24 protein-coding genes, 1 tRNA gene and 1 riboswitch are annotated in these 21,707 nt (G+C 38.7%); of the genes, 21 read left to right on the forward strand and 4 right to left on the reverse strand.

Annotated features, from left to right (window positions below; translation table 11 throughout):
* Positions 1-121: 121 nt before the first annotated feature.
* The gene (hemH, locus tag N8M20_RS06145; RefSeq protein ID WP_261079440.1) at positions 122-1,216 is read left to right on the forward strand and encodes a ferrochelatase; all 1,095 of its coding nucleotides are present in this window, start codon (positions 122-124) and stop codon (positions 1,214-1,216) included.
* A 40-nt stretch (positions 1,217-1,256) separates the two neighbouring features.
* Here the strand turns inward: hemH and mscL are convergent, their stop codons facing one another.
* Together mscL and N8M20_RS06155 are read right to left on the reverse strand one after the other, a co-directional pair.
* The gene (gene mscL, locus N8M20_RS06150; RefSeq protein WP_261079441.1) at positions 1,257-1,637 is read right to left on the reverse strand and encodes a large conductance mechanosensitive channel protein MscL; all 381 of its coding nucleotides are present in this window, start codon (positions 1,635-1,637) and stop codon (positions 1,257-1,259) included.
* 82 nt (positions 1,638-1,719) lie between these two features.
* Positions 1,720-2,151, reverse strand: a complete 432-nt coding sequence (locus N8M20_RS06155) for a GtrA family protein (protein WP_261079442.1) — start codon at positions 2,149-2,151, stop codon at positions 1,720-1,722.
* Between the two features lie 28 nt (positions 2,152-2,179).
* A riboswitch (PreQ1 riboswitch) is annotated at positions 2,180-2,277 on the forward strand.
* On the opposite strand from N8M20_RS06155, the gene N8M20_RS06160 reads away from it, so the two are divergent.
* The 7 genes from N8M20_RS06160 to dapA all read left to right on the forward strand — a co-directional run bounded on the left by N8M20_RS06160 (position 2,275) and on the right by dapA (position 8,197).
* The gene (locus tag N8M20_RS06160) at positions 2,275-2,784 is read left to right on the forward strand and encodes a QueT transporter family protein (RefSeq protein WP_261079443.1); all 510 of its coding nucleotides are present in this window, start codon (positions 2,275-2,277) and stop codon (positions 2,782-2,784) included. Its footprint overlaps the riboswitch before it by 3 nt.
* Before the next feature lie 100 nt (positions 2,785-2,884).
* Positions 2,885-2,957: transfer RNA gene (locus N8M20_RS06165), tRNA-Thr, on the forward strand.
* Positions 2,958-3,775: 818 nt separating this feature from the next.
* The gene (locus tag N8M20_RS06170; RefSeq protein WP_261079464.1) at positions 3,776-4,039 is read left to right on the forward strand and encodes a hypothetical protein; all 264 of its coding nucleotides are present in this window, start codon (positions 3,776-3,778) and stop codon (positions 4,037-4,039) included.
* Positions 4,040-4,071: 32 nt separating this feature from the next.
* Positions 4,072-4,659, forward strand: a complete 588-nt coding sequence (locus N8M20_RS06175) for an ABC transporter ATP-binding protein (protein ID WP_261079444.1) — start codon at positions 4,072-4,074, stop codon at positions 4,657-4,659.
* A 3-nt stretch (positions 4,660-4,662) separates the two neighbouring features.
* Positions 4,663-5,847, forward strand: a complete 1,185-nt coding sequence (locus tag N8M20_RS06180) for a hypothetical protein (protein WP_261079445.1) — start codon at positions 4,663-4,665, stop codon at positions 5,845-5,847.
* A gap of 282 nt (positions 5,848-6,129) precedes the next feature.
* A complete protein-coding gene (locus N8M20_RS06185; protein ID WP_000542463.1) occupies positions 6,130-7,206 on the forward strand; it encodes an aspartate-semialdehyde dehydrogenase in 1,077 nt (358 codons plus the stop codon).
* Between the two features lie 55 nt (positions 7,207-7,261).
* Entirely contained in the window at positions 7,262-8,197 is a 936-nt protein-coding gene (gene dapA, locus N8M20_RS06190) for a 4-hydroxy-tetrahydrodipicolinate synthase (RefSeq protein ID WP_261066063.1), read from the forward strand.
* A gap of 46 nt (positions 8,198-8,243) precedes the next feature.
* Here the strand turns inward: dapA and mnmE are convergent, their stop codons facing one another.
* Both mnmE and N8M20_RS06200 read right to left on the reverse strand, forming a co-directional pair.
* The gene (gene mnmE, locus N8M20_RS06195) at positions 8,244-9,617 is read right to left on the reverse strand and encodes a tRNA uridine-5-carboxymethylaminomethyl(34) synthesis GTPase MnmE (RefSeq protein WP_261079446.1); all 1,374 of its coding nucleotides are present in this window, start codon (positions 9,615-9,617) and stop codon (positions 8,244-8,246) included.
* A gap of 137 nt (positions 9,618-9,754) precedes the next feature.
* On the reverse strand, positions 9,755-9,937 hold the full coding sequence (locus tag N8M20_RS06200; RefSeq protein WP_001117401.1) for a 4-oxalocrotonate tautomerase: 183 nt from the start codon (positions 9,935-9,937) through the stop codon (positions 9,755-9,757).
* 123 nt (positions 9,938-10,060) lie between these two features.
* On the opposite strand from N8M20_RS06200, the gene N8M20_RS06205 reads away from it, so the two are divergent.
* The 13 genes from N8M20_RS06205 to N8M20_RS06265 all read left to right on the forward strand — a co-directional run bounded on the left by N8M20_RS06205 (position 10,061) and on the right by N8M20_RS06265 (position 21,697).
* On the forward strand, positions 10,061-10,651 hold the full coding sequence (locus N8M20_RS06205; protein ID WP_000068143.1) for a thymidine kinase: 591 nt from the start codon (positions 10,061-10,063) through the stop codon (positions 10,649-10,651).
* Positions 10,648-11,727, forward strand: coding sequence for a peptide chain release factor 1 (gene prfA, locus N8M20_RS06210; RefSeq protein ID WP_261079447.1), 1,080 nt, complete (start codon positions 10,648-10,650; stop codon positions 11,725-11,727). The genes N8M20_RS06205 and prfA overlap by 4 nt, the downstream gene beginning before the upstream one ends.
* Positions 11,727-12,563 carry a peptide chain release factor N(5)-glutamine methyltransferase gene (gene prmC / locus N8M20_RS06215; protein WP_261079448.1) on the forward strand — a complete coding sequence of 279 codons (837 nt, stop codon included), beginning with the start codon at positions 11,727-11,729 and terminating at the stop codon, positions 12,561-12,563. The genes prfA and prmC overlap by 1 nt, the downstream gene beginning before the upstream one ends.
* The gene (locus N8M20_RS06220; protein WP_261079449.1) at positions 12,547-13,149 is read left to right on the forward strand and encodes an L-threonylcarbamoyladenylate synthase; all 603 of its coding nucleotides are present in this window, start codon (positions 12,547-12,549) and stop codon (positions 13,147-13,149) included. The genes prmC and N8M20_RS06220 overlap by 17 nt, the downstream gene beginning before the upstream one ends.
* Before the next feature lies 1 nt (position 13,150).
* Complete coding sequence (locus N8M20_RS06225; protein WP_173278457.1) at positions 13,151-13,582, forward strand: GNAT family N-acetyltransferase; 432 nt, start codon at positions 13,151-13,153, stop codon at positions 13,580-13,582.
* 61 nt (positions 13,583-13,643) lie between these two features.
* A complete protein-coding gene (glyA, locus tag N8M20_RS06230) occupies positions 13,644-14,900 on the forward strand; it encodes a serine hydroxymethyltransferase (protein WP_261079450.1) in 1,257 nt (418 codons plus the stop codon).
* Positions 14,901-14,907: 7 nt separating this feature from the next.
* On the forward strand, positions 14,908-15,882 hold the full coding sequence (locus tag N8M20_RS06235; protein ID WP_180374901.1) for a nucleoid-associated protein: 975 nt from the start codon (positions 14,908-14,910) through the stop codon (positions 15,880-15,882).
* Positions 15,882-16,496 (forward strand): cell wall hydrolase Pmp23, encoded by a 615-nt coding sequence (gene pmp23 / locus N8M20_RS06240; RefSeq protein ID WP_261079451.1) that lies wholly within the window; start codon positions 15,882-15,884, stop codon positions 16,494-16,496. Before N8M20_RS06235 ends, pmp23 begins: the two co-directional genes overlap by 1 nt.
* 73 nt (positions 16,497-16,569) lie before the next feature.
* Positions 16,570-17,544 (forward strand): DUF1002 domain-containing protein, encoded by a 975-nt coding sequence (locus N8M20_RS06245; RefSeq protein ID WP_261079452.1) that lies wholly within the window; start codon positions 16,570-16,572, stop codon positions 17,542-17,544.
* A gap of 73 nt (positions 17,545-17,617) precedes the next feature.
* Complete coding sequence (rlmD, locus tag N8M20_RS06250) at positions 17,618-18,979, forward strand: 23S rRNA (uracil(1939)-C(5))-methyltransferase RlmD (protein WP_261079453.1); 1,362 nt, start codon at positions 17,618-17,620, stop codon at positions 18,977-18,979.
* A gap of 311 nt (positions 18,980-19,290) precedes the next feature.
* Complete coding sequence (locus N8M20_RS06255; protein WP_261079454.1) at positions 19,291-19,926, forward strand: TetR/AcrR family transcriptional regulator; 636 nt, start codon at positions 19,291-19,293, stop codon at positions 19,924-19,926.
* Between the two features lie 171 nt (positions 19,927-20,097).
* Positions 20,098-20,838, forward strand: coding sequence for an ABC transporter permease (locus tag N8M20_RS06260; protein WP_261079455.1), 741 nt, complete (start codon positions 20,098-20,100; stop codon positions 20,836-20,838).
* A 139-nt stretch (positions 20,839-20,977) separates the two neighbouring features.
* Positions 20,978-21,697 carry an ABC transporter ATP-binding protein gene (locus N8M20_RS06265; protein ID WP_261079456.1) on the forward strand — a complete coding sequence of 240 codons (720 nt, stop codon included), beginning with the start codon at positions 20,978-20,980 and terminating at the stop codon, positions 21,695-21,697.
* Positions 21,698-21,707: the final 10 nt, after the last annotated feature.

Consider the following 21,707-nt stretch of genomic DNA (forward strand, 5'->3'; position numbering starts at 1 on the left):
GTATCATAGAAAGAAGAGAAAAACAAAAGACAGAAGTTAGGAAAATTCGCTATGTTGGCGTTTACTTATTAATGGATAAATGATAAAATAAACTTGATAAAAATATCACAAGGAAGCGATTATGAAAAAAGCAATTTTAATGATGACTTTCGGTTCGCCAGAAGAGATTACCTTTGAAGGTGTAGCTGATTTTTTCACAAATATTCGTCGTGGGGTGAGACCCCAAGACCACGAGATTCAGACTCTCTATGATAATTATGTACGAATTGGAGGCACGCCTCTGCAAAAAATTACCCGTGAAGAGGTTGCCTTGGTAGAAGCTAGGCTGGGGAATGAGTATAGTGTCTATTTTGCCAATAAATTTTCCAGACCCTTTATCCCAGATGTGATTGGTCAGATGGAAGCAGACGGAATTGAGCAGTGTATTTGCTTGATCTTGGAGCCCCATTATTCTTTTTACTCTGTCATGGGATACGAGAAATTTTTAGAAAGCAAACAAATTCAATTTTTAGTTATCAAGGACTGGTATCAAGAAGAAGCGCTCTTAAACTATTGGGCAGATGAAATTGCTAAAATTTTAAAAGAAGAAGTAAAGCAGGATAGCTTTAAAGTCATCTTTTCAGCCCACAGTGTGCCCATTTTTGCCTTGGATTTTGGTGACCCTTATATTGACCAAATTTTTGAAAATAGCAAGCTAGTCGCTGAAAAACTAGGTTTGAGTTCAGAGCAATATACTAACACTTGGCAGAGTGAAAGTGATATCGGGATTCCATGGATTAAGCCAGATGTTTTAGAGTATCTCAGAGAACAGAAAGAACATCCAGACCATTATATTTTTGTTCCTATCAGCTTCATTAGCGAGCATATTGAAGTCTTGTTTGACAATGATGTGGAATGTTATGACTTATGTCAGGAATTTGGTGTAAACTACCATCGTCCACCAATGCCAAATACAGATTCTCGGTTGATTGATGCCTTGGTTAATACCGTCAGAGCTAATGAGGACAAAAAATTTAAGGAATTTCTCCCAGAAGAAGAAACCTTTGATGAATTAGTTCCTTCAGATGAGACGAAAAACATTTTGGCCGAATCTGAAGATTTACAAATGCCAGAATTTGTGAAAAAACTGATTGAGAAAAAAGGTCGTGAAAATGTTAAGATGCCTTATTTGATCAAGAAAATGCTTGAGAAAGCAGGTAAGTTACCAAAAGAGTAAAGAAAAAGGATTTAGCTTTGTGCTAGATCCTTTTAATCGATTATTTTTTCTCAAGAAGAGCTTTGATTTCTTGAAGTACTTCCAATTCAGTTGGTCCAGCTGGAGCTTCTTCAGCAGCTTCTTCTTTCTTAGTAAGGTTTTGAGCTTTTTCCATTGCTTTAATCACAAAGAATAGCACAGTACCAACTACAAGGAAGTTGATGACAGCACTCAAGAAGTTACCGTAAGCAACTCCATTCCATGAAAGTTCAGCTATACGTTCGATTTTTGCAGCTTTCAAAGCAGGGTTCAATAGAAGTGGAGTGATGATATCATTAACGAATGAAGTTACGATAGCACCAAAAGCAGAGGCAATGATCACACCGACAGCAAGGTCAACAACGTTACCACGAAGCAAAAATGCTTTAAGATCTTTTAACATTTTCATAATTTCCTTTCAAAAAAAGTTTACACTTTATTATATATTAATTAAGAAAAGCTTGCAAGCTATATGCTCAGAAATTTTATTTTTTAAAAATAAAAACCTTACTAAAGATGTAATTAAGGATAATTATCAATAATTGTGCAAGAACTGTTTCGATTGCATTTACTTTATCAAGATTCCCGTTTACGAACTGACCAATAATATTAGGAAACTGGGTTACAAACAGAAAAGTAAGAAGCAAGTCTAACAGAAAAGTAGAAAGGCGGGCAAGAGAAAATTTCACTAAACGGATAAGTCGCTCCTTCCTTGCTTGCTTAAATACAATCCTATCATTTGTGATGAAGGCAAATAGGATACCAATACTATTTGCTAGGGCAGTAGCAAGGAGTTCCTGATGACTTAGTTGATAAATGACGAATCGTGAGAGAATCGAAACTAGAGTTGTTCCAAGACCAAAAAAGAGATAGGCTAAGATTTCATTGTTAAAAAATTTTTGAATAAGAATTTTCATGGTTTAAGTATAGCATAAAGCAGGCTATTGTGCTATACTAGTAAGGTTGAATAAAGCAACCCTTGGTGCTTAGCTTCTTTCACCAAGCATATTACACGCGGATAACCCGCTAAAGGAGAAAAGATGAAAAAATTAACTATTCGTGATGTTGCAGATATCGCAATCGTCGCTGCTATCTATGTCGTTTTGACTGTCACACCGCCTCTAAATGCCATCAGCTATGGTGCTTATCAGTTCCGTATTTCAGAAATGATGAACTTTATGGCTTTTTACAATCCTAAGTACATCATCGGAGTTACCATCGGTTGTATGATTGCTAATTTCTTTAGCTTCGGACTACTAGATGTCTTTGTTGGTGGTGGATCAACCCTAGTATTCCTCAGTCTAGGTGTTTGGCTTTTTGCAAAATACAGCAAAGATTACCTCTTTAATGGATTAATTCGAAAAGATCATTTCTTTTTTTCAATCCTCTTTTCAATTTCCATGTTTACTATCGCTGCAGAGTTGAATATCGTAGCGCAATTACCATTTTTCCTTACTTGGTTCACAACAGGAGTTGGTGAATTTACCTCATTGATTATTGGAGCGATTATTATTGGTAAAATTGGTCGTCGAATTGATTTAAGCAAATAGAAGAAGACAAGCTAGGTAGCTCTTACCTGGCTTTTTCTTATGGAAAATTTTTAAGGAAAACTTGACAGGATTTTCTGATTATAGTATACTTTTCAAGTAAGCTGATTTAGCTCAGTTGGCAGAGCGCATCCATGGTAAGGATGAGGTCGCCGGTTCAATCCCGGCAATTAGCATAAAATAGACAGAAAAGCCCTTGATTTACAAGGTTTTTTGTTATGTTTGCCCCAAATTTTTCAAAGATATTTCTTATGCACCTGTGTAAATAAAACTAATACTCAATGAAAATCAAAGAGTAAACTAGGAAGCTAGCCGCAGGTTGCTCAAAGCACTGCTTTGAGGTTGTAGATGGAAATGACGAAGTCAGCTCAAAACACTGTTTTGAGGTTGTAGATGAAACTGACGAAGTCAGTAACCATACATACGGTAAGGCGACGCTGACGAAGTTTGATTTGATAGTATAAAGAGTTTCGTCTGTTGACAAAAGTGATTCTCTTTAGTAGAATAGAAGATGCGATGAGTCGATAGGTAGTCTTCAGGCTACTATTGAGCATAAGGAGGTCATAACGCAGGAGCGGACCTTGATGAGTTGTGTGAACCTGCTCATCACATGAAGATGCCTCTTAGTCCCTGGTCTAGCGACTGGGGATTTTTATTGGAAACTTCTAAAACTAACTTCCAGTTTCCCACAACCTAGCTTTTAGTATGAGAAAAACGCGTGAAATCAGTGGAAATTCGTCTTAGACTAACTTCCACTGGTTTTCTTTTTCTTGATATATAAGGGTTCAAAAGCGAAAAGACTTAGAAAAAAGTGCACGACAAATAGCCCTAAAGCAGAGTCGTCTTAGAGTAAATTCCAGTTGCTAGCGTTTAGTGTGAGACTTTTCGGATAAAAAAATTATTACATAACAAATAAAAAACTATTGCACAACAGATAAAAAAATGATATAATTAAAGCGCTTTCGAAAGTAAATATATTAGTGAGGTGGAAGCCATGAAAAAATCAGCAAAAGTTGTTTTATTAGCTAGTTTGTTATCTGTTGGTCTTTTTCAGTCCAGTGTATCTGCTAAGACCGTTCTTAAAAGTTATCGCTATGATTGGAATACCTACTATAGGTCTAGTATGAATTACCATGCATATAGATATAATGTCATTTCGGAATGGTCTTATTATTATAGCTATTCTGAGTATAAAGTTGACGGAGGCTGGAACTACGATCGTTATGAGGTAGTAAACCATTACAGCGGAGGCTATTAATCCTTAAAGAGTGATAAAAAGGAGGGCAAGATATGTTGCATCTTACTCATGTGACCTTAAAAACGCGACAAGTCATCTTACAAGATGTTGATTTTACATTTGAAAAGGGTAGGATTTATGGCGTTCTTGCTATAAATGGCTCTGGAAAGACGACCCTGTTCCGCGCCATTAGCAATTTAATTCCTATAAGTAGTGGAAATATCGCAGTCCCTCCTTCTTTATTTTATTATGAGAGTGTTGAATGGCTGGATGGAAACTTAAGTGGGATGGACTACCTTCGTCTTATCAAAAACATCTGGAAATCAGATTTAAACTTGAGGGATGAAATTGATTACTGGGAAATGTCTGACTATATCAGCCTTCCCATTCGCAAGTATTCCTTAGGCATGAAGCAACGCTTGGTGATTGCCATGTATTTCCTGAGTCAGGCGAAATGCTGGCTCATGGATGAGATTACAAATGGCTTAGATGAGTATTATCGTCAGAAGTTTTTTGATAGGCTAGCACAAATCGATAGACAAGAACAGCTGATTCTTTTAAGTTCCCACTATAAGGAAGAGTTGGTTGATGTCTGCGATAGAGTAGTAACCATTCATCAGGGGCAGATAGAAGAGGTTTAGTTTATGAAAGATGTTAGTCTATTTTTATTAAAAAAAGTTTTCAAAAGTCGCTTAAACTGGATTATCTTAGCTTTATTTGTATCTGTACTCGGTGTTACCTTTTATTTTAATAGCCAGACTGCAAACTCAGTCAGCTTGGAGAGCAGGTTGGAAAGTCGTATTACAGCCAACGAGAGAGCTATCAATGAAAATGAAGAGAAGCTCTCCCAAATCTCTGACACCAGCTCGGAGGAATACCAAATTGCTAAAAGTGATTTAGACTTGCAAAAAAATCTTTTGACACGAAAGACAGAAATTCTGACTTTATTAAAAGAAGGGCACTGGAAAGAAGCCTACTATTTGCAGTGGCAAGATGAAGAGAAGAATTATGAAATTGTATCAAATGATCCAACTGCTAGCTCTGACTTAAAAATGGCGGTTGACCGCGAACGAAAGACTTACCAAGTCCTGTATCCCTTGAACATAAAAGCCCACAATTTAGATTATCCGACCCACGGGATTGATCAGATTGTCTGGATTTTAGGGGCTATCATCCCAAGCTTGTTTGTGATTGCTATTATTTTTATGCTAACGCAACTATTTGCAGAAAGATATCAAAATCATCTGGATACAGCTCAGTTATATCCTTTTTCAAAAGTGGCATTTGCCATGTCCTCTCTTGGAGTTGGGGTGAGCTATGTAACTGTGCTGTTCATCGGAATCAGCGGATTTTCTTTTCTAGTGGGAAGTCTGATAGGTGGTTTTGGACAGTTAGATTATCCCTACCCGATTTATAGCTTAGTGAATCAAGAGGTAACTATTGGAAAGATACAAGATGTGTTATTTCCTAGTTTGCTATTAGCTTTCTTAGCCTTTATCGTCATTGTGGAAGTTGTGTATTTGATTGCTTACCTTTTCAAGCAAAAAATGCCTGTCCTCTTTCTTTCACTTATTGGGATTGTTGGCTTATTGTTTGGCATCCAAACAATTCAGCCTCTTCAAAGGATTGCACATCTGATTCCCTTTACTTACTTGCGTTCAGTGGAGATTTTATCTGGAAGATTACCTAAGCAAATTGATAATGTCAATCTAAATTGGAGCATGGGGATAGTCTTACTTCCTTGCCTGATTATCCTTTTGTTAGTGGGGATTCTATTTATCGAAAGATGGGGAAGTTCACAGAAAAAAGAATTTTTTAATAAATCCTAACTTTCCTATACGGAGAATAAGGAAAAATTAACATAGGGAGGGAATCAACTTGATTCTCTCTTTTTGATGCGGAAATCAAGACAAAATACAAACACAAACTTTTCAAAAAAGGTAACTTCTCAAAGTAACTTCCAGTTTTGGGAGAGAGATGGAAGTTACTTTGAGAAGTTACGGGGGATTTTTATTTTCCAAAAAATGATGAAAAAGCTTTGCAATTCATGGAAAAAGTAGTATAATACATCTATTATAGAAATTTTTAGAAAATTCCGAAAGAGGTTATTTATGGGATATACAGTTGCTGTAGTCGGCGCGACAGGTGCTGTCGGTGCTCAGATGATAAAAATGTTGGAAGAATCAACACTTCCAATCGATAAAATTCGTTTACTTGCTTCTGCACGTTCAGCAGGCAAGACTTTGAAATTTAAAGATCAAGATATTACGATTGAAGAAACGACTGAAACAGCTTTTGAGGGAGTTGACATTGCTCTCTTTTCAGCAGGTGGTTCTACATCAGCTAAATATGCACCATACGCAGTTAAAGCTGGAGCGGTAGTAGTTGATAATACATCTTACTTCCGTCAAAATCCAGATGTTCCTTTGGTTGTTCCAGAGGTCAATGCTCATGCACTTGATGCCCACAATGGTATCATTGCCTGCCCTAACTGTTCAACAATTCAAATGATGGTGGCTCTTGAGCCAGTTCGCCAAAAATGGGGCTTGGACCGTATCATTGTTTCAACTTACCAAGCAGTTTCAGGTGCTGGTATGGGAGCAATTCTTGAGACACAACGTGAACTTCGTGAAGTCTTGAATGATGGTGTAAACCCACGTGATTTGCATGCGGAAATCTTGCCTTCAGGTGGTGACAAGAAACACTATCCTATCGCCTTTAACGCTCTTCCACAAATCGATGTCTTCACTGACAATGATTACACTTACGAAGAGATGAAGATGACTAAGGAAACTAAGAAAATCATGGAAGATGATAGCATTGCAGTATCTGCAACATGTGTGCGCATTCCAGTCTTGTCAGCTCACTCTGAGTCTGTTTACATCGAAACAAAAGAAGTGGCTCCAATTGAAGAAGTGAAAGCAGCTATCGCAGCCTTCCCAGGCGCTGTCCTTGAAGATGATGTAGCTCATCAAATCTATCCTCAAGCCATCAATGCAGTTGGTTCACGTGATACCTTTGTTGGTCGTATCCGTAAAGACTTGGATGCAGAAAAAGGAATTCACATGTGGGTTGTTTCAGATAACCTTCTCAAAGGTGCTGCTTGGAACTCAGTTCAGATTGCTGAAACTCTTCATGAACGTGGATTGGTTCGTCCAACTGCCGAATTGAAATTTGAATTAAAATAGTCATATCGTTTAGGAGTTCAGATGAACTCCTTCTTTGAAATAGAGAGGTGTTTTCATGTCTTATCAAGATTTAAAAGAGTGTAAAATCATCACAGCCTTTATTACTCCCTTCCACGAGGATGGTTCCATCAACTTTGATGCTATTCCAGCCTTGATTGAGCATTTGTTGGCGCATCATACAGACGGAATTCTTCTCGCAGGGACCACTGCTGAGAGTCCAACTTTGACCCACGATGAGGAGTTGGAGTTGTTTGCGGCTGTACAAAAGATTGTAAATGGACGCGTTCCTTTGATTGCGGGTGTAGGTACCAATGATACGCGTGACTCGATCGAGTTTGTCAAAGAAGTAGCAGAATTCGGTGGTTTTGCTGCTGGACTTGCTATTGTACCTTACTACAACAAACCTTCTCAAGAAGGAATGTATCAGCACTTTAAGGCAATTGCAGATGCTTCTGACCTACCAATTATTATCTATAACATTCCAGGTCGTGTGGTTGTCGAATTAACTCCAGAAACCATGCTTCGTTTGGCTGACCATCCAAATATTATTGGTGTCAAAGAATGTACTAGCTTGGCTAATATGGCTTACTTGATTGAGCACAAGCCTGAAGAATTCTTAATTTATACAGGTGAGGATGGAGATGCTTTCCATGCCATGAACCTTGGTGCAGATGGGGTTATTTCTGTTGCCTCTCATACAAATGGGGATGAAATGCACGAGATGTTTACTGCAATTGCAGAAAGCGACATGAAGAAAGCTGCAGCTATTCAGCGTAAATTCATTCCTAAGGTCAATGCCCTCTTCTCTTATCCAAGTCCTGCTCCTGTTAAGGCAGTTCTGAACTATATGGGATTTGAAGCTGGACCAACTCGTCTACCTCTTGTTCCAGCACCAGAAGAAGATGCCAAACGCATTATCAAGGTTGTTGTAGATGGCGACTACGAAGCGACTAAAGAAACCGTAACAGGTGTCTTAAGACCAGATTATTAATGAAGACAATAAAATCCATGACCGAATGAAGGATCATGGATTTTTCTTATTTTCCTAAACAGAATTGGCTAAAGAGTTGGGTGATGAGTTCATCAGGAGCAGCATCCCCAGTGATTTCTCCGAGGATTTCCCAAGTACGAGTTAAGTCAACTTGAAGTAAATCAACTGGCATACCTAGTTCCAGCCCTTCATTAACAGCTTGCAAACTTTCAACAGCCTTCTCAATCAAGGAAATATGACGGACGTTTGACAAGTAAGTAGCATCTTGCTCAACCAAACCAGCATTTTCAAAGAAGAGGTTGTTGATTCTCTCTTCGATTTTATCGATGTTTTGGTTTTTAAGGACTGAAATACGAATAAGGTCTTCAGGTAGTTCCGAAGTTTCAATCGCTTCAGGCAGGTCTGTTTTATTAAGTAGAATAATACGGTTAGTATCTTGACTAATTTCAAGAAGTTGTCTGTCTTGAGCAGTCAGTGGTTCACTGGCATTTAGCACTAGTAGAACCAAGTCGGCTTCCTTAAGAGCTTTTTTCGAACGCTCAACACCGATTTGTTCAACGATATCATCCGTTTCACGGATACCAGCTGTGTCAATCAATTTTAGAGGAACACCGTTGATGTTGACGTATTCTTCAATGACATCTCGAGTTGTACCAGCAATGTCTGTAACGATAGCCTTGTCTTCACGCAAGAGGTTGTTGAGGAGGCTGGATTTTCCAACGTTAGGACGGCCGATGATAGCTGTTGAAATTCCCTCACGGAGGATTTTGCCGCGACGGGCTGTCTTAAGGAGATTAGTTAGCAATTGCTCAAACTCCATAGTCTTCTCACGGACAACAGCAGTAGTGGCTTCCTCAACATCGTCGTACTCAGGATAATCAATATTGACCTCGACTTGGGCAAGTGTATTGAGGATTTCTTGACGGGTATTATTGATAAGATCAGAAAGGGAACCATCAAGTTGTTTGACCGCAATGTTCATGGCCTTGTCTGTCTTGGCGCGGATGATATCCATTACCGCCTCAGCCTGAGTCAAATCCACACGACCATTTAAAAAGGCACGTTTGGTAAATTCACCAGGCTCTGCCATGCGAGCCCCTTCACGGATAGCTAGTTGGAGAATCTCATTGGTCACCGCAATCCCACCGTGGGTGTTAATCTCGATAATATCCTCACGAGTGAAGGTCTTTGGAGACTTCATAGCCCCAACCATAACCTCGTCCATGACCTTACCAGTAAGAGGATCAACAATGTGACCGTAGTTAAGAGTGTGGCTAGCAACCTTGCTTAAGTCTTTTCCTTTAAAAATCTTTTGCACAATGGCAAAACTGTCAGTTCCGCTCAAGCGGACAATACCAATTGCCCCTTCACCTAGTGGAGTAGAAATAGCAGCGATGGTATCAAATTCACGTGTAATCATAATGTTTCCTTTAATTAATAGCTCTTTTCTTGGAAATTTCTCCAAGTCTCTTTTAAAATTGTAACAAATTTGGACTATTTCTTCAATGGATGCTACTTGGAGATTGAAAAAGCCTAAGCATTTCTGCTTAAGCTAGCTTATTTGGTGCGCATTTCCCCTTGTGGGAAGTAAGTTCCTTCTGGCATGTCGTTGATGATGACATGAACAGCAGATTGAGGGGCTCCAGTGTTGCGGACAACCGCTTCCGTTACTTCCTTAGCAAGAGCTTTCTTTTGCTCGAGCGTGCGTCCTTCAAATAAATCGATGCGTACAAATGGCATAATAGCTTCCTCCACTAGTTTTTGATTTCTTCTATTTTACCACATTTTGCCGTTTAAAGCTTCAGAAAATTATGATATACTAGAATGTAGCAAAAATTTAGAAATGGACGTGAAGCAAGAAACATGGCACAGTTGTATTATCGTTATGGGACCATGAACTCTGGTAAAACGATTGAGATTCTTAAGGTGGCCTATAACTACGAAGAGCAAGGAAAAGGTGTTGTAATTATGACCTCGGCTCTGGATACACGTGACGGTGTTGGCTATGTATCGAGTCGAATCGGTATGAAACGCCCTGCTCTTGCAATTGAGGAGACGACGGATATCTTTGGCTATATCCGAGACTTACCAGAAAAACCTTACTGTGTGTTGGTAGATGAAGCCCAGTTTCTCAAGCGTCACCATGTTTACGACCTAGCTCGTGTTGTTGATGAGTTAGACATACCCGTCATGGCTTTTGGTTTGAAAAATGACTTTCGCAATGAGCTATTCGAAGGTTCCAAATATCTCTTGCTTTTAGCAGATAAGATTGACGAAATCAAGACCATTTGTCAGTATTGCAAGAAAAAGGCGACAATGGTTTTACGAACACAGGATGGACTGCCCGTTTATGATGGTGAGCAGATTCAGATTGGTGGTAATGAAACCTATATCTCAGTTTGCCGTAAACATTATTTTGCGCCTGAAATCAATAAGGAGAATGAAGAAAAATGAACATCTATGATCAACTACAAGCCGTAGAAGACCGATATGAAGAATTAGGAGAATTGCTGAGTGACCCAGATGTCGTCTCAGACACCAAGCGTTTCATGGAGCTTTCCAAAGAAGAGGCTTCAAGTCGTGATACGGTAACAGCCTACCGTGAGTACAAACAAGTCCTTCAAAACATCGTTGATGCTGAAGAAATGATTAAGGAATCAGGAGGAGATGCGGACTTGGAAGAAATGGCCAAGCAAGAGCTCAAAGATGCCAAGGCTGAAAAAGAAGAATACGAAGAAAAACTGAAGATCTTGCTCCTTCCAAAGGATCCAAACGATGACAAGAACATCATCCTTGAAATTCGTGGAGCGGCTGGTGGTGACGAAGCGGCACTTTTCGCCGGAGACCTTCTAACCATGTACCAAAAGTATGCGGAAGCCCAAGGCTGGCGCTTTGAAGTTATGGAAGCTTCTATGAACGGTGTCGGTGGTTTTAAAGAAGTGGTTGCCATGGTTTCGGGTCAATCTGTATACTCTAAACTTAAGTACGAATCAGGTGCTCATCGTGTGCAGCGTGTCCCTGTGACAGAAAGCCAAGGTCGTGTCCATACATCAACTGCCACAGTTCTTGTCATGCCTGAAGTGGAAGAGGTTGAATACGATATTGATCCAAAAGACCTTCGTGTTGATATCTACCACGCATCAGGTGCTGGTGGACAGAACGTCAATAAGGTTGCGACTGCCGTTCGTATCGTTCACTTGCCAACCAATATCAAGGTTGAGATGCAGGAAGAACGTACCCAGCAGAAGAACCGTGAGAAAGCCATGAAAATCATTCGTGCGCGTGTTGCTGACCACTTTGCACAAATTGCACAAGATGAGCAAGACGCTGAGCGTAAGTCAACGATTGGTACTGGTGACCGTTCAGAACGGATTCGTACTTATAACTTCCCACAAAACCGTGTGACTGACCACCGTATTGGATTGACCCTCCAAAAACTAGATACGATTTTATCTGGTAAATTGGATGAGGTTGTGGATGCCTTGGTGCTCTATGACCAAACACAAAAATTAGAAGAATTAAACCAATAATGAAATTAGCTCAATTATTTTCAGATTTTGAAGAAGAATTGATAAGACAGGGAGAGGAAGCAGAAAGCCTCTCTTTTGTCTATCGTAGCCTGAAAAATCTCTCTTTTACAGACTTTGTCTTTGCCTTCCAGCAGGAAGTGACGGAAGGGGAAGAAGTATTTGTAAAAGGAATTTTCCAACAGTTAGCAGCTCATAAACCGGCACAGTACATCATTGGACAGGCAGATTTTTATGGAATGCAGTTAACAGTTGATGAGCGGGTTTTGATTCCTCGTCCAGAGACAGAGGAATTGGTGGAGCTTATCCTAGCTGAAAATCCTGAGACGAATCTTTCAGTTCTGGATATTGGAACAGGTAGTGGAGCTATTGCTCTCGCCTTAGCAAAAAACAGACCAGATTGGTCAGTGACAGCAGCAGATATTTCCCAAGATGCTTTAGATGTAGCTAACGAAAATGCTAAAAATCAAAATCTTCAAATATTTTTAAAAAAATCTGACTGTTTTACAGAAATTTCTGAAAAATATGATATAATTGTTTCCAATCCACCCTATATCTCTCGTGAAGATGAGTCAGAGGTAGGCTTGAATGTTTTGCATGCGGAGCCTCATCTAGCTCTCTTTGCAGACGAGGATGGCCTAGCTATTTACCGTAGAATTGCGGAAGATGCAAAAGACTATCTCAAAGATGGTGGTAAGATTTACCTTGAAATTGGATACAAGCAAGGTCAAAGTGTTCCTGAACTTTTTAGGAAGCATCTTCCTGAAAAACGTGTAAGAACACTTAAGGACCAATTTGGTCAAGATAGGATGGTCGTGGTTGATGATGGACAGGATTAGACAAGAGTTAGAAAATGGTGGAGCTGTCGTTCTGCCTACAGAAACGGTTTACGGTCTTTTTGCCAAGGCTTTAGACGAAAAAGCAGTTGACCATGTTTACCAACTCAAACGTCGACCTAGAGACAAGGCACTTAATCTCAATGTTGCCTCTTTAGAGGACATCTTGTACTTTTCAAATAATCAGCCAACTTATCTACAAAAACTTGTAGAGACCTTTTTACCAGGTCCCTTGACCATTATTCTCGAAGCCAATGACCGAGTTCCCTATTGGGTCAATTCTGGTCTCGCGACTGTTGGATTTCGAATGCCCAGTCACCCCATTACGCTGGATTTGATTCGAGAGACGGGGCCCTTGATTGGACCGTCTGCCAATATTTCAGGTCAGGCAAGTGGAGTAACCTTTGAACAAATTCTGAAGGATTTTGACCAAGAGGTTCTGGGTCTGGAAGACGATGCTTTTCTAACTGGACAGGATTCAACTATTTTGGATTTGTCGGGAGACAAGGTGAAAATCTTACGCCAAGGGGCCATTAAGCGAGAAGATATTCTTGCTCGGTTGCCAGAGATTTCTTTTGAGGAGGAATGAGATGCTAAGAGATTTAAGAGAAACTGATGTGAAAGCCATTTGTGAAATCAACCAAGAGGCTTTGGGCTATTCTTTTAGTCTAGAGGACACGGCTAGTCAACTAGCTAGACTGTCTCAGAATTTACATCATTTTTTACTTGCTTATGAGGATGAAGCTAGTCATGCCTTGCTTGGATATGTCCACGCTGAGGTTTACGAATCCCTTTATTCCAAAGCAGGATTTAATATTTTAGCCTTAGCAGTTTCACCTCAAGCGCAAGGTCAAGGTATTGGCAAAAGCTTATTGCAAGGGTTGGAGCAAGAAGCAAAAAGACGCGGCTATGGATTTATCCGCTTAAACTCTGCCGATCATCGTCTGGGTGCTCATGCATTTTATGAAAAAGTTGGTTATACTTGTGATAAAATGCAGAAACGGTTTATTCGCATCTTTTAGTTTGATTTTCTAATAAGAAAATTAAACTAATGGACTAGTCACACAATAAAGGAGAAGACCTATGATTTTTGACAAAGATGATTTTAAAGCATATGATGCTGATCTCTGGAATGCTATTGCCAAAGAAGAAGAACGCCAACAAAATAACATTGAATTGATTGCTTCGGAAAACGTAGTTTCCAAGGCTGTTATGGCAGCTCAAGGGTCTATCTTGACGAATAAATACGCCGAAGGCTACCCAGGACGCCGTTATTATGGTGGAACAGATGTGGTAGACGTGGTAGAATCTCTAGCCATTGAACGCGCAAAAGAAATTTTCGGTGCAAAATTTGCCAATGTCCAACCACACTCAGGAAGCCAAGCCAACTGTGCGGCATACATGGCCTTGATTGAGCCAGGTGATACCGTTATGGGAATGGATTTGGCAGCAGGTGGACACTTGACCCACGGAGCTCCAGTTAGTTTCTCAGGTCAAACCTACAACTTTGTTTCTTACAGTGTTGACCCTGAAACGGAACTCTTGGATTTTGATGCTATCTTAAAACAAGCCCAAGAAGTAAAACCAAAATTGATCGTAGCAGGTGCTTCAGCCTATTCTCAAATTATCGACTTTTCAAAATTCCGTGAAATTGCGGACGCCGTTGGTGCTAAGCTCATGGTAGATATGGCTCATATCGCTGGTTTGGTTGCAGCTGGTCTACATCCTAGCCCAGTGCCATACGCTCACATTACGACAACAACGACCCACAAAACCCTTCGTGGACCTCGTGGTGGTTTGATTTTGACTAATGACGATGAACTTGCTAAGAAAATCAATTCAGCTATTTTCCCAGGTATTCAGGGCGGTCCTTTGGAGCATGTTGTGGCAGCTAAAGCTGTTTCTTTCAAAGAAGTTTTGGATCCAGCTTTCAAGGAATATGCTGCCAATGTCATCAAGAACAGCAAGGCTATGGCGGATGTCTTCTTGCAAGACCCTGATTTCCGTATTATTTCTGGCGGGACTGAAAACCATCTCTTCCTAGTGGATGTGACTAAAGTTGTAGAAAACGGAAAAGTTGCTCAAAACTTGCTGGATGAAGTCAATATTACCCTAAATAAAAACTCAATTCCTTACGAAACCTTGTCACCATTCAAGACAAGTGGGATTCGTATCGGATCTGCAGCCATTACTGCACGTGGATTTGGTGAAGAAGAAAGTCGCAAAGTGGCTGAGCTCATCATTAAAACCCTCAAGAATGCAGAAAATGAAGCTGTCTTAGAAGAAGTGAGAAGTGCAGTCAAAGAATTGACAGATGCCTTCCCATTATACGAGGACTAAAACTTTTATGGACATTTATATTAAGAAAGCCATTATTCACCAGTTCAGTCCGGATGATACCGAGCTGTTCCTAGCGGATAAGTTTCTCAATATTACTCCAAAAATCGAAGAATACCTGCGGAAAAAAATTGAACGTGTGTATTCAGATGAAGCCAAGACTGGGATTTTCGAGGAAGAAAATCCCTTCTTCAATCACATCACAGACGATTTGTTGGAGACATCAGTAACACTGGCTAATCTCTGGAAAGAAGAGTTCAGTATTTCTGAAAACCTCAAGACCAATGACTTGATTTTTGTGCAATTTTCTAAAGAAGGCGTGGAACATTTCGCTTTCTTGAGAATTGCCCTGCGGGAGACCTTGACCCACCTTGGAGGAGAAGTTGATAATCCAATCAAGCTGACTCAGAATAACCTGCCTGGATTTGGAACAGGGGCTGATGAGGCCTTGGTGGTCAATCTTCAGAGCCGCAAGTACCATCTGATTGAAAAACGAATCAAGTACAACGGGGCTTTCTTGAACTATTTTTCAGAAAATCTTCTTGCTGTTGCTCCTAAGATTTCACCAAAGAAATCTATCAAAGAACTGGAAAAAACGGCCCAGAGAATTGCTGAGACTTTTAACACAGATGATTTTCAATTTCAATCTAAGGTCAAATCAGCGATTTTCAACAACCTAGAAGAAAGCAATGAATTATCACCTGAAAAATTGGCTAACGACCTTTTTGACAACAATCTGACAGCTCGTCTAAGCTTTATTGACCAAGTCAAAGAAGCCGTACCAGAACCAGTTCAATTTGATGAAATTGATGCCAGCCGCCAATTAAAGAAATTTGAAAACCAAAAACTCTCTTTGTCAAATGGAATTGAGCTCATCGTTCCCAATAATGTTTATCAAGACGCCGAGTCTGTTGAGTTTATCCAAAACGACAATGGAACCTACTCTATCTTAATCAAAAATATCGAGGATATTCAAAGTAAATAATGTTTAAACGAATTCGAAGAGTGCTTGTACTAGCAGTCTTCCTTTTTGCTGGATATAAAGCTTACCGCGTTCACCAAGATGTCAAGCAAGTCATGACCTATCAACCCATGGTGCGAGAAATCTTGAGTGAAAAAGACACACCAGCAAACGAAGAGCTTGTGCTCGCTATGATTTATACCGAAACAAAAGGAAAAGAAGGCGATGTTATGCAGTCTAGTGAGTCTGCAAGTGGTTCTACCAACACCATCAATGATAATGCCTCTAGCATTCGGCAAGGCGTTCAAACTCTGACAGACAATCTCTATCTGGCCCAGAAGAAGGGGGTAGATGTCTGGACGGCTGTTCAAGCCTATAATTTTGGACCTGCCTATATCGATTATATCGCCCAAAATGGAAAGGAAAATACCCTAGCACTGGCGAAACAGTACTCCCGTGAGACTGTTGCTCCCTTGCTTGGCAATACCACTGGAAAGACTTATAGTTATATTCACCCCATTTCCATTTTTCATGGAGCCGAACTCTATGTAAATGGAGGAAACTATTACTATTCTAGACAGGTTCAACTGAACCTTTACATCATCAAATGTTTCACTCTCTTTTCAACATCTGGCTAGACCAGGTGTTTTTGTTATAAGTTTTCTTTAAGATAGATATATTACTCTAGAAAGGTAAAGGAGGAAATTCCCTATGAGAAAGAAACTCTTTCTGACCAGTGCTGCGGTCTTGTGGGCAGTAACAGCTATGAATAGCGCCCATGCAGCAACAGATGTTCAAAAAGTCATCGACGAAACCTATGTTCAACCTGAATATGTCCTAGGTTCATCATTGTCTGAAGACCAAAAAAATCAAACTCTAAAAAAACTAGGCTACAATGCCTCAACAGACACCAAAGAACTCAAGACCATGACACCTGATGTCTATTCTAAAATCATGAATGTGGCCAATGACTCTAGTTTACAGTTGTATTCATCAGCCAAGATTCAAAAACTAGGAGACAAGTCGCCACTTGAGGTCAAGATTGAAACACCAGAAAATATCACTAAGGTGACTCAGGATATGTACCGAAACGCAGCCGTAACTTTGGGTGTGGAACACGCCAAAATCACTGTAGCAGCACCCATTCCAGTTACAGGTGAGAGTGCCTTAGCCGGGATTTACTATTCGCTGGAAGCTAATGGAGCCAAGGTACCGCAAGCCAATAAAGATTTGGCTCAAGAAGAGTTGAAGGCTTTATCCGATATCAATGCTGAAAACAAGGACAAGTCAGGCTATGATGCTAATAAATTAAACGTTGCCCTAGCCGATATCAAGTCAGGACTTGCCAAAGCTAAAGAAAGCAAGGGAAATCTGACAGAGGAAGATGTCCGTAAAATTGTTGAAGATACCTTAAAAAATTACAAACTTGATCAGGTTATAACAGGAAACCAGATCAATATTATCATTAATTTTGCTTTGAATCTCTCAAAGAGTGATATCCTCAGCAATGCAGACTTCACTAAAACCTTAAATGATCTTAAACAAAGTATCGTATCACAAGCTGGCGACAGTTTTAAAAATATCAACCTTAACTTTGATGCTGATAAGGCGCTAGAAGACGGGGGTAACTTCTTAAGTTCCCTCTGGCAAGCCATTGCCAACTTCTTCAAGAGTTTTGGTTCTTAAGAAATTTCATGGTATAATAGATGGTAACCGTAACGTTGCCGTCTTTTTTGTCGGCCAATAGAAAGAGAAGAGAATGTTAAAGAAAAATGATATTGTAGAAGTTGAAATTGTTGACTTGACCCATGAAGGGGCAGGAGTTGCCAAGGTGGATGGTTTGGTCTTTTTTATCGAGAATGCTTTACCGAGTGAAAAAATCCTCATGCGAGTTCTCAAGGTCAATAAAAAGATTGGCTTTGGGAAAGTTGAAGAATACCTTGTCCAGTCACCACACCGTAATCAAGATCTAGATTTGGCTTACCTGCGTTCAGGAATCGCAGATTTAGGTCATCTTGCCTATCCAGAACAGCTCAAGTTTAAAACCAAGCAAGTCAAGGATAGTCTATACAAGATTGCTGGGATTGCTGATGTAGAGGTTGCTGAAACACTTGGTATGGAAAATCCAATCAAGTATCGCAACAAGGCACAGGTCCCTGTACGTAGAGTGAATAGTATCTTGGAAACTGGCTTTTTCCGTAAGAATTCGCATGAGCTCATGCCTCTAGAAGATTTCTTTATCCAAGATCCTGTGATTGACGAGGTAGTAGTAGGCCTACGTGACTTGCTCCGCCGTTATGATTTGAAACCTTATGATGAAAAGGAGCAATCTGGCTTGATTCGTAATCTTGTGGTGCGTCGCGGACACTATTCAGGGCAAATTATGGTTATTTTGGTAACAACTCGTCCCAAAGTTTTCCGTGTGGAACAATTGATTGAACAACTGATTAAGCAGTTCCCAGAGATTGTGTCTGTCATGCAAAATATCAACGACCAAAACACCAATGCGATTTTTGGCAAGGAATGGCGTACACTTTATGGTCAAGATTACATTACGGACCAAATGTTGGGAAATGATTTCCAAATCTCTGGACCAGCCTTTTACCAGGTCAATACTGAAATGGCAGAGAAGCTCTACCAAACAGCTATTGACTTTGCTGAATTAAAAGAAGATGATGTGGTTATCGATGCCTATTCTGGTATTGGAACAATTGGCCTCTCTGTTGCGAAACATGTCAAGGAGGTCTATGGTGTTGAAGTAATTCCAGAAGCGGTTGAGAATAGCAAGAAGAATGCCCAACTGAACCATATTTCAAACGCCCACTATGTCTGTGACACAGCTGAAAATGCTATGAAAAATTGGCTCAAGGAAGAAATTCAACCAACCGTTATCCTAGTGGATCCACCAAGAAAAGGTCTCACAGAAAGCTTTATTAAAGCAAGTAGCCAAACAGGAGCAGACCGCATCGCCTATATCTCCTGCAATGTCGCTACTATGGCGCGTGATATCAAACTCTACCAAGAATTGGGATATGAGTTGAAGAAAGTACAGCCGGTTGATCTTTTTCCTCAAACGCATCACGTGGAGTGTGTAGTGTTGCTACAACGAAAAAAAGGGTGAAAATCCTTGATTTTAAGCTATTTTACAAGCATTTTGTCTTTGTAGATAAAGGCAATTTTGACGTCAAAAAAGTCCTAAAAAGGCACATAGATGTATATGTATTTGTAGATGTCGTTTGCGCATCGGAAAAATGAATACAACAATAAATATTTATCTAAAGAGAGAACAATTGTATATTGTTCTCCTTTTTTTATTTTCAGGAGGGAAAATGAATGGCGTAAAATTATAGTAAATAACAAGAAACTTGACATTATGAGTTTAATACATTATAATACAATTACATACCATCGGTATGATAGAAAGGAACTAAAATGGCAAGGAATAGAAATCCGGAAGAAACAAGAAGGAAAATATTAGAAGTTTCGAAAGATTTATTTTTAGAAAAAGGATTTGATAATACTTCAATACAAGATATAATCGATGGGTTAGGTGGATTGACGAAAGGTGTTATTTATCATCATTTCGAGTCTAAAGATGAAATATTGCAATCAATCATTAGCGAAAATAATCATGAAATTTTAAATTACAATTGGAGAGGAGATACTGGATTAGAAAAGATACAAAATTCTTTGATGGATGCGTTCTCAAATTTAGAACAACAAAGATTAGTATACTCTGTCTCAATTATGCTAAGAAGTCCACGTTTGTTAGGAGAGCAGTATTTAAGTTTATTTTCTGATTTTTTACCAGGGATTAGAGAAAAAATTTTCGAAGGTGTTAAAGATAAATCAATTAAAACAGAATATCCTGAAGAGCTAGCTGATTTGATTGTTTTAACTTTGAATATTTGGATTGGGTTCCAAATTTCTATTTATTCAGTAGAAGAATTAAAGAGTAAAATGAAGTTCATTAAACTAACTTTTGAAGGTTTGGGAGTGCAGTTGATTACTGATGAAATGATGGAAGTAATTTTCCAATTATTTGATCACTTAAAAGGTGTCAAATAAATTTTAAGTATTGATATTTTAAAAAATACCATACTCTAGATATGGTATTAAAAATTCCAGTATACATACCTTTAGTATGTTTATTTTTTGAATTTTAACATACCGGTAGTATGCAAGGTCCTTTTTGAATAGTGTAATTAATATTAACAAAATTTTTTGGAGGAAAAATCTATGTTGTCGCTTATTAAAATTGAATTAAATAAAGTTTCAAAATCAAAATTATTTTTTGCTTGGTTGGGTACTATATTGATAATATTAGGTATTACAGGAATCATAATCATGGGGTTAGGTACTGATGATAAACTGGGAGATTTTGTTGGACAGAGTGCCAATAATATTAAAATTACTGATAAATGGGGAAGTTGGGCAATTGCAACATCATTGTTTGGATCTTTATTTACTAAAGCAGCATTTTTGATTTTTGAATCTTATTTATTGTCTACGATTATTATTGATGAATTTAAACGAAGAACAATTTTTCAGCTGTTTTCCTATCCTGTTTCTAAAATAAAGTTACTATGGGGAAAAGTGCTTACAGTAATTCTGATATCATTTATTGCTCATTTTACTGCACATTTAGTTATTCAATTATTAATTAAATTAGTTGCAGTTTTAACTGAATCAAATTATATCCCAGTAGCTAATCAAATGATTAACTTAGCTGGAATTACGTTTGGGACGGTATTAATCGGAATACTACCTTTTGTTTTAGGTATGATTAGGCATTCAATAGCTATAACAATGCTTACAGGACTTGGTTTAGCAGCGTTACTTTCGAATGTAAGTCCAGGCAGTTTAACTAATAATTTTGTTGATAACGTATTCTTCTTAATATTTGCTAGTTTCATAAGTTTAATGATTGTTTCATTTTCAATTTATACTATTTCAAGAAAAGATATTAATATCAAGTAGTATAGCTAAATTTAATGGAAGGAAAGTGCTAATTTTTTGATGATTTATTTAAAAGAAGAGACTGTATAAGTTGGTATTTATGATCCTGAAGAAAAATTCTTGCATTTAAAGCTGGATATAGAAAGAAAGAGAGATAGAAATGGGAAATATTGTTGAAATAAAAGAACTTTTTAAAACTATTGATAAGGAAGAAATTTTGAGTGGTATCAACCTTCAGATTTCTGAAGGAGAAATCTATGGATTTTTAGGACCAAATGGCGCAGGGAAAACAACTTTAATGAAATGCATGTTATCCTTATCAACTGTTACATCTGGTAGTATTGAAATCTTTGGAAAAAATTTACAAGATCACAGAGAGGAGATTCTAAGTCAGGTTGGAAGTGTTATTGAAACACCAATTTTTTATGAAAATTGTACTGCAAAAGAAATTTTGGAAATTCACGCGCAATATATGAGGAAAAATATTACCGAATCAGATATAATAAGAGCCTTAAGGATGGTCGGATTAAAAAATACGACTAAAAAAGTAAAAGAGTTTTCGTTAGGAATGAGACAGAGACTTGGTTTAGCTCGGGCTTTCCTAACAAAACCTAAATTGTTAATTTTAGATGAACCAATCAATGGTTTAGATCCAATAGGAATTCAAGAAATTCGGAATCTTTTGTTGTCTCTTTCTAAGGAATGTGGTGTTACAATATTCATCTCAAGTCATATTTTATCGGAAATTTCACAGATAGCAGATAAGATTGGTGTTATCAAAAATGGAGAAATGCTAGAACAGGTCTCTATGAGAGAGCTTAGGAGAGAGAATATTGACTTAGAAGAATATTTTATGTCACATTTTCTAAATGAAATTTAAGAATTATGAG

Origin of the sequence: Streptococcus mitis, assembly GCF_946190275.1 — a bacterium.
Taxonomy (GTDB): domain Bacteria; phylum Bacillota; class Bacilli; order Lactobacillales; family Streptococcaceae; genus Streptococcus; species Streptococcus mitis_DC.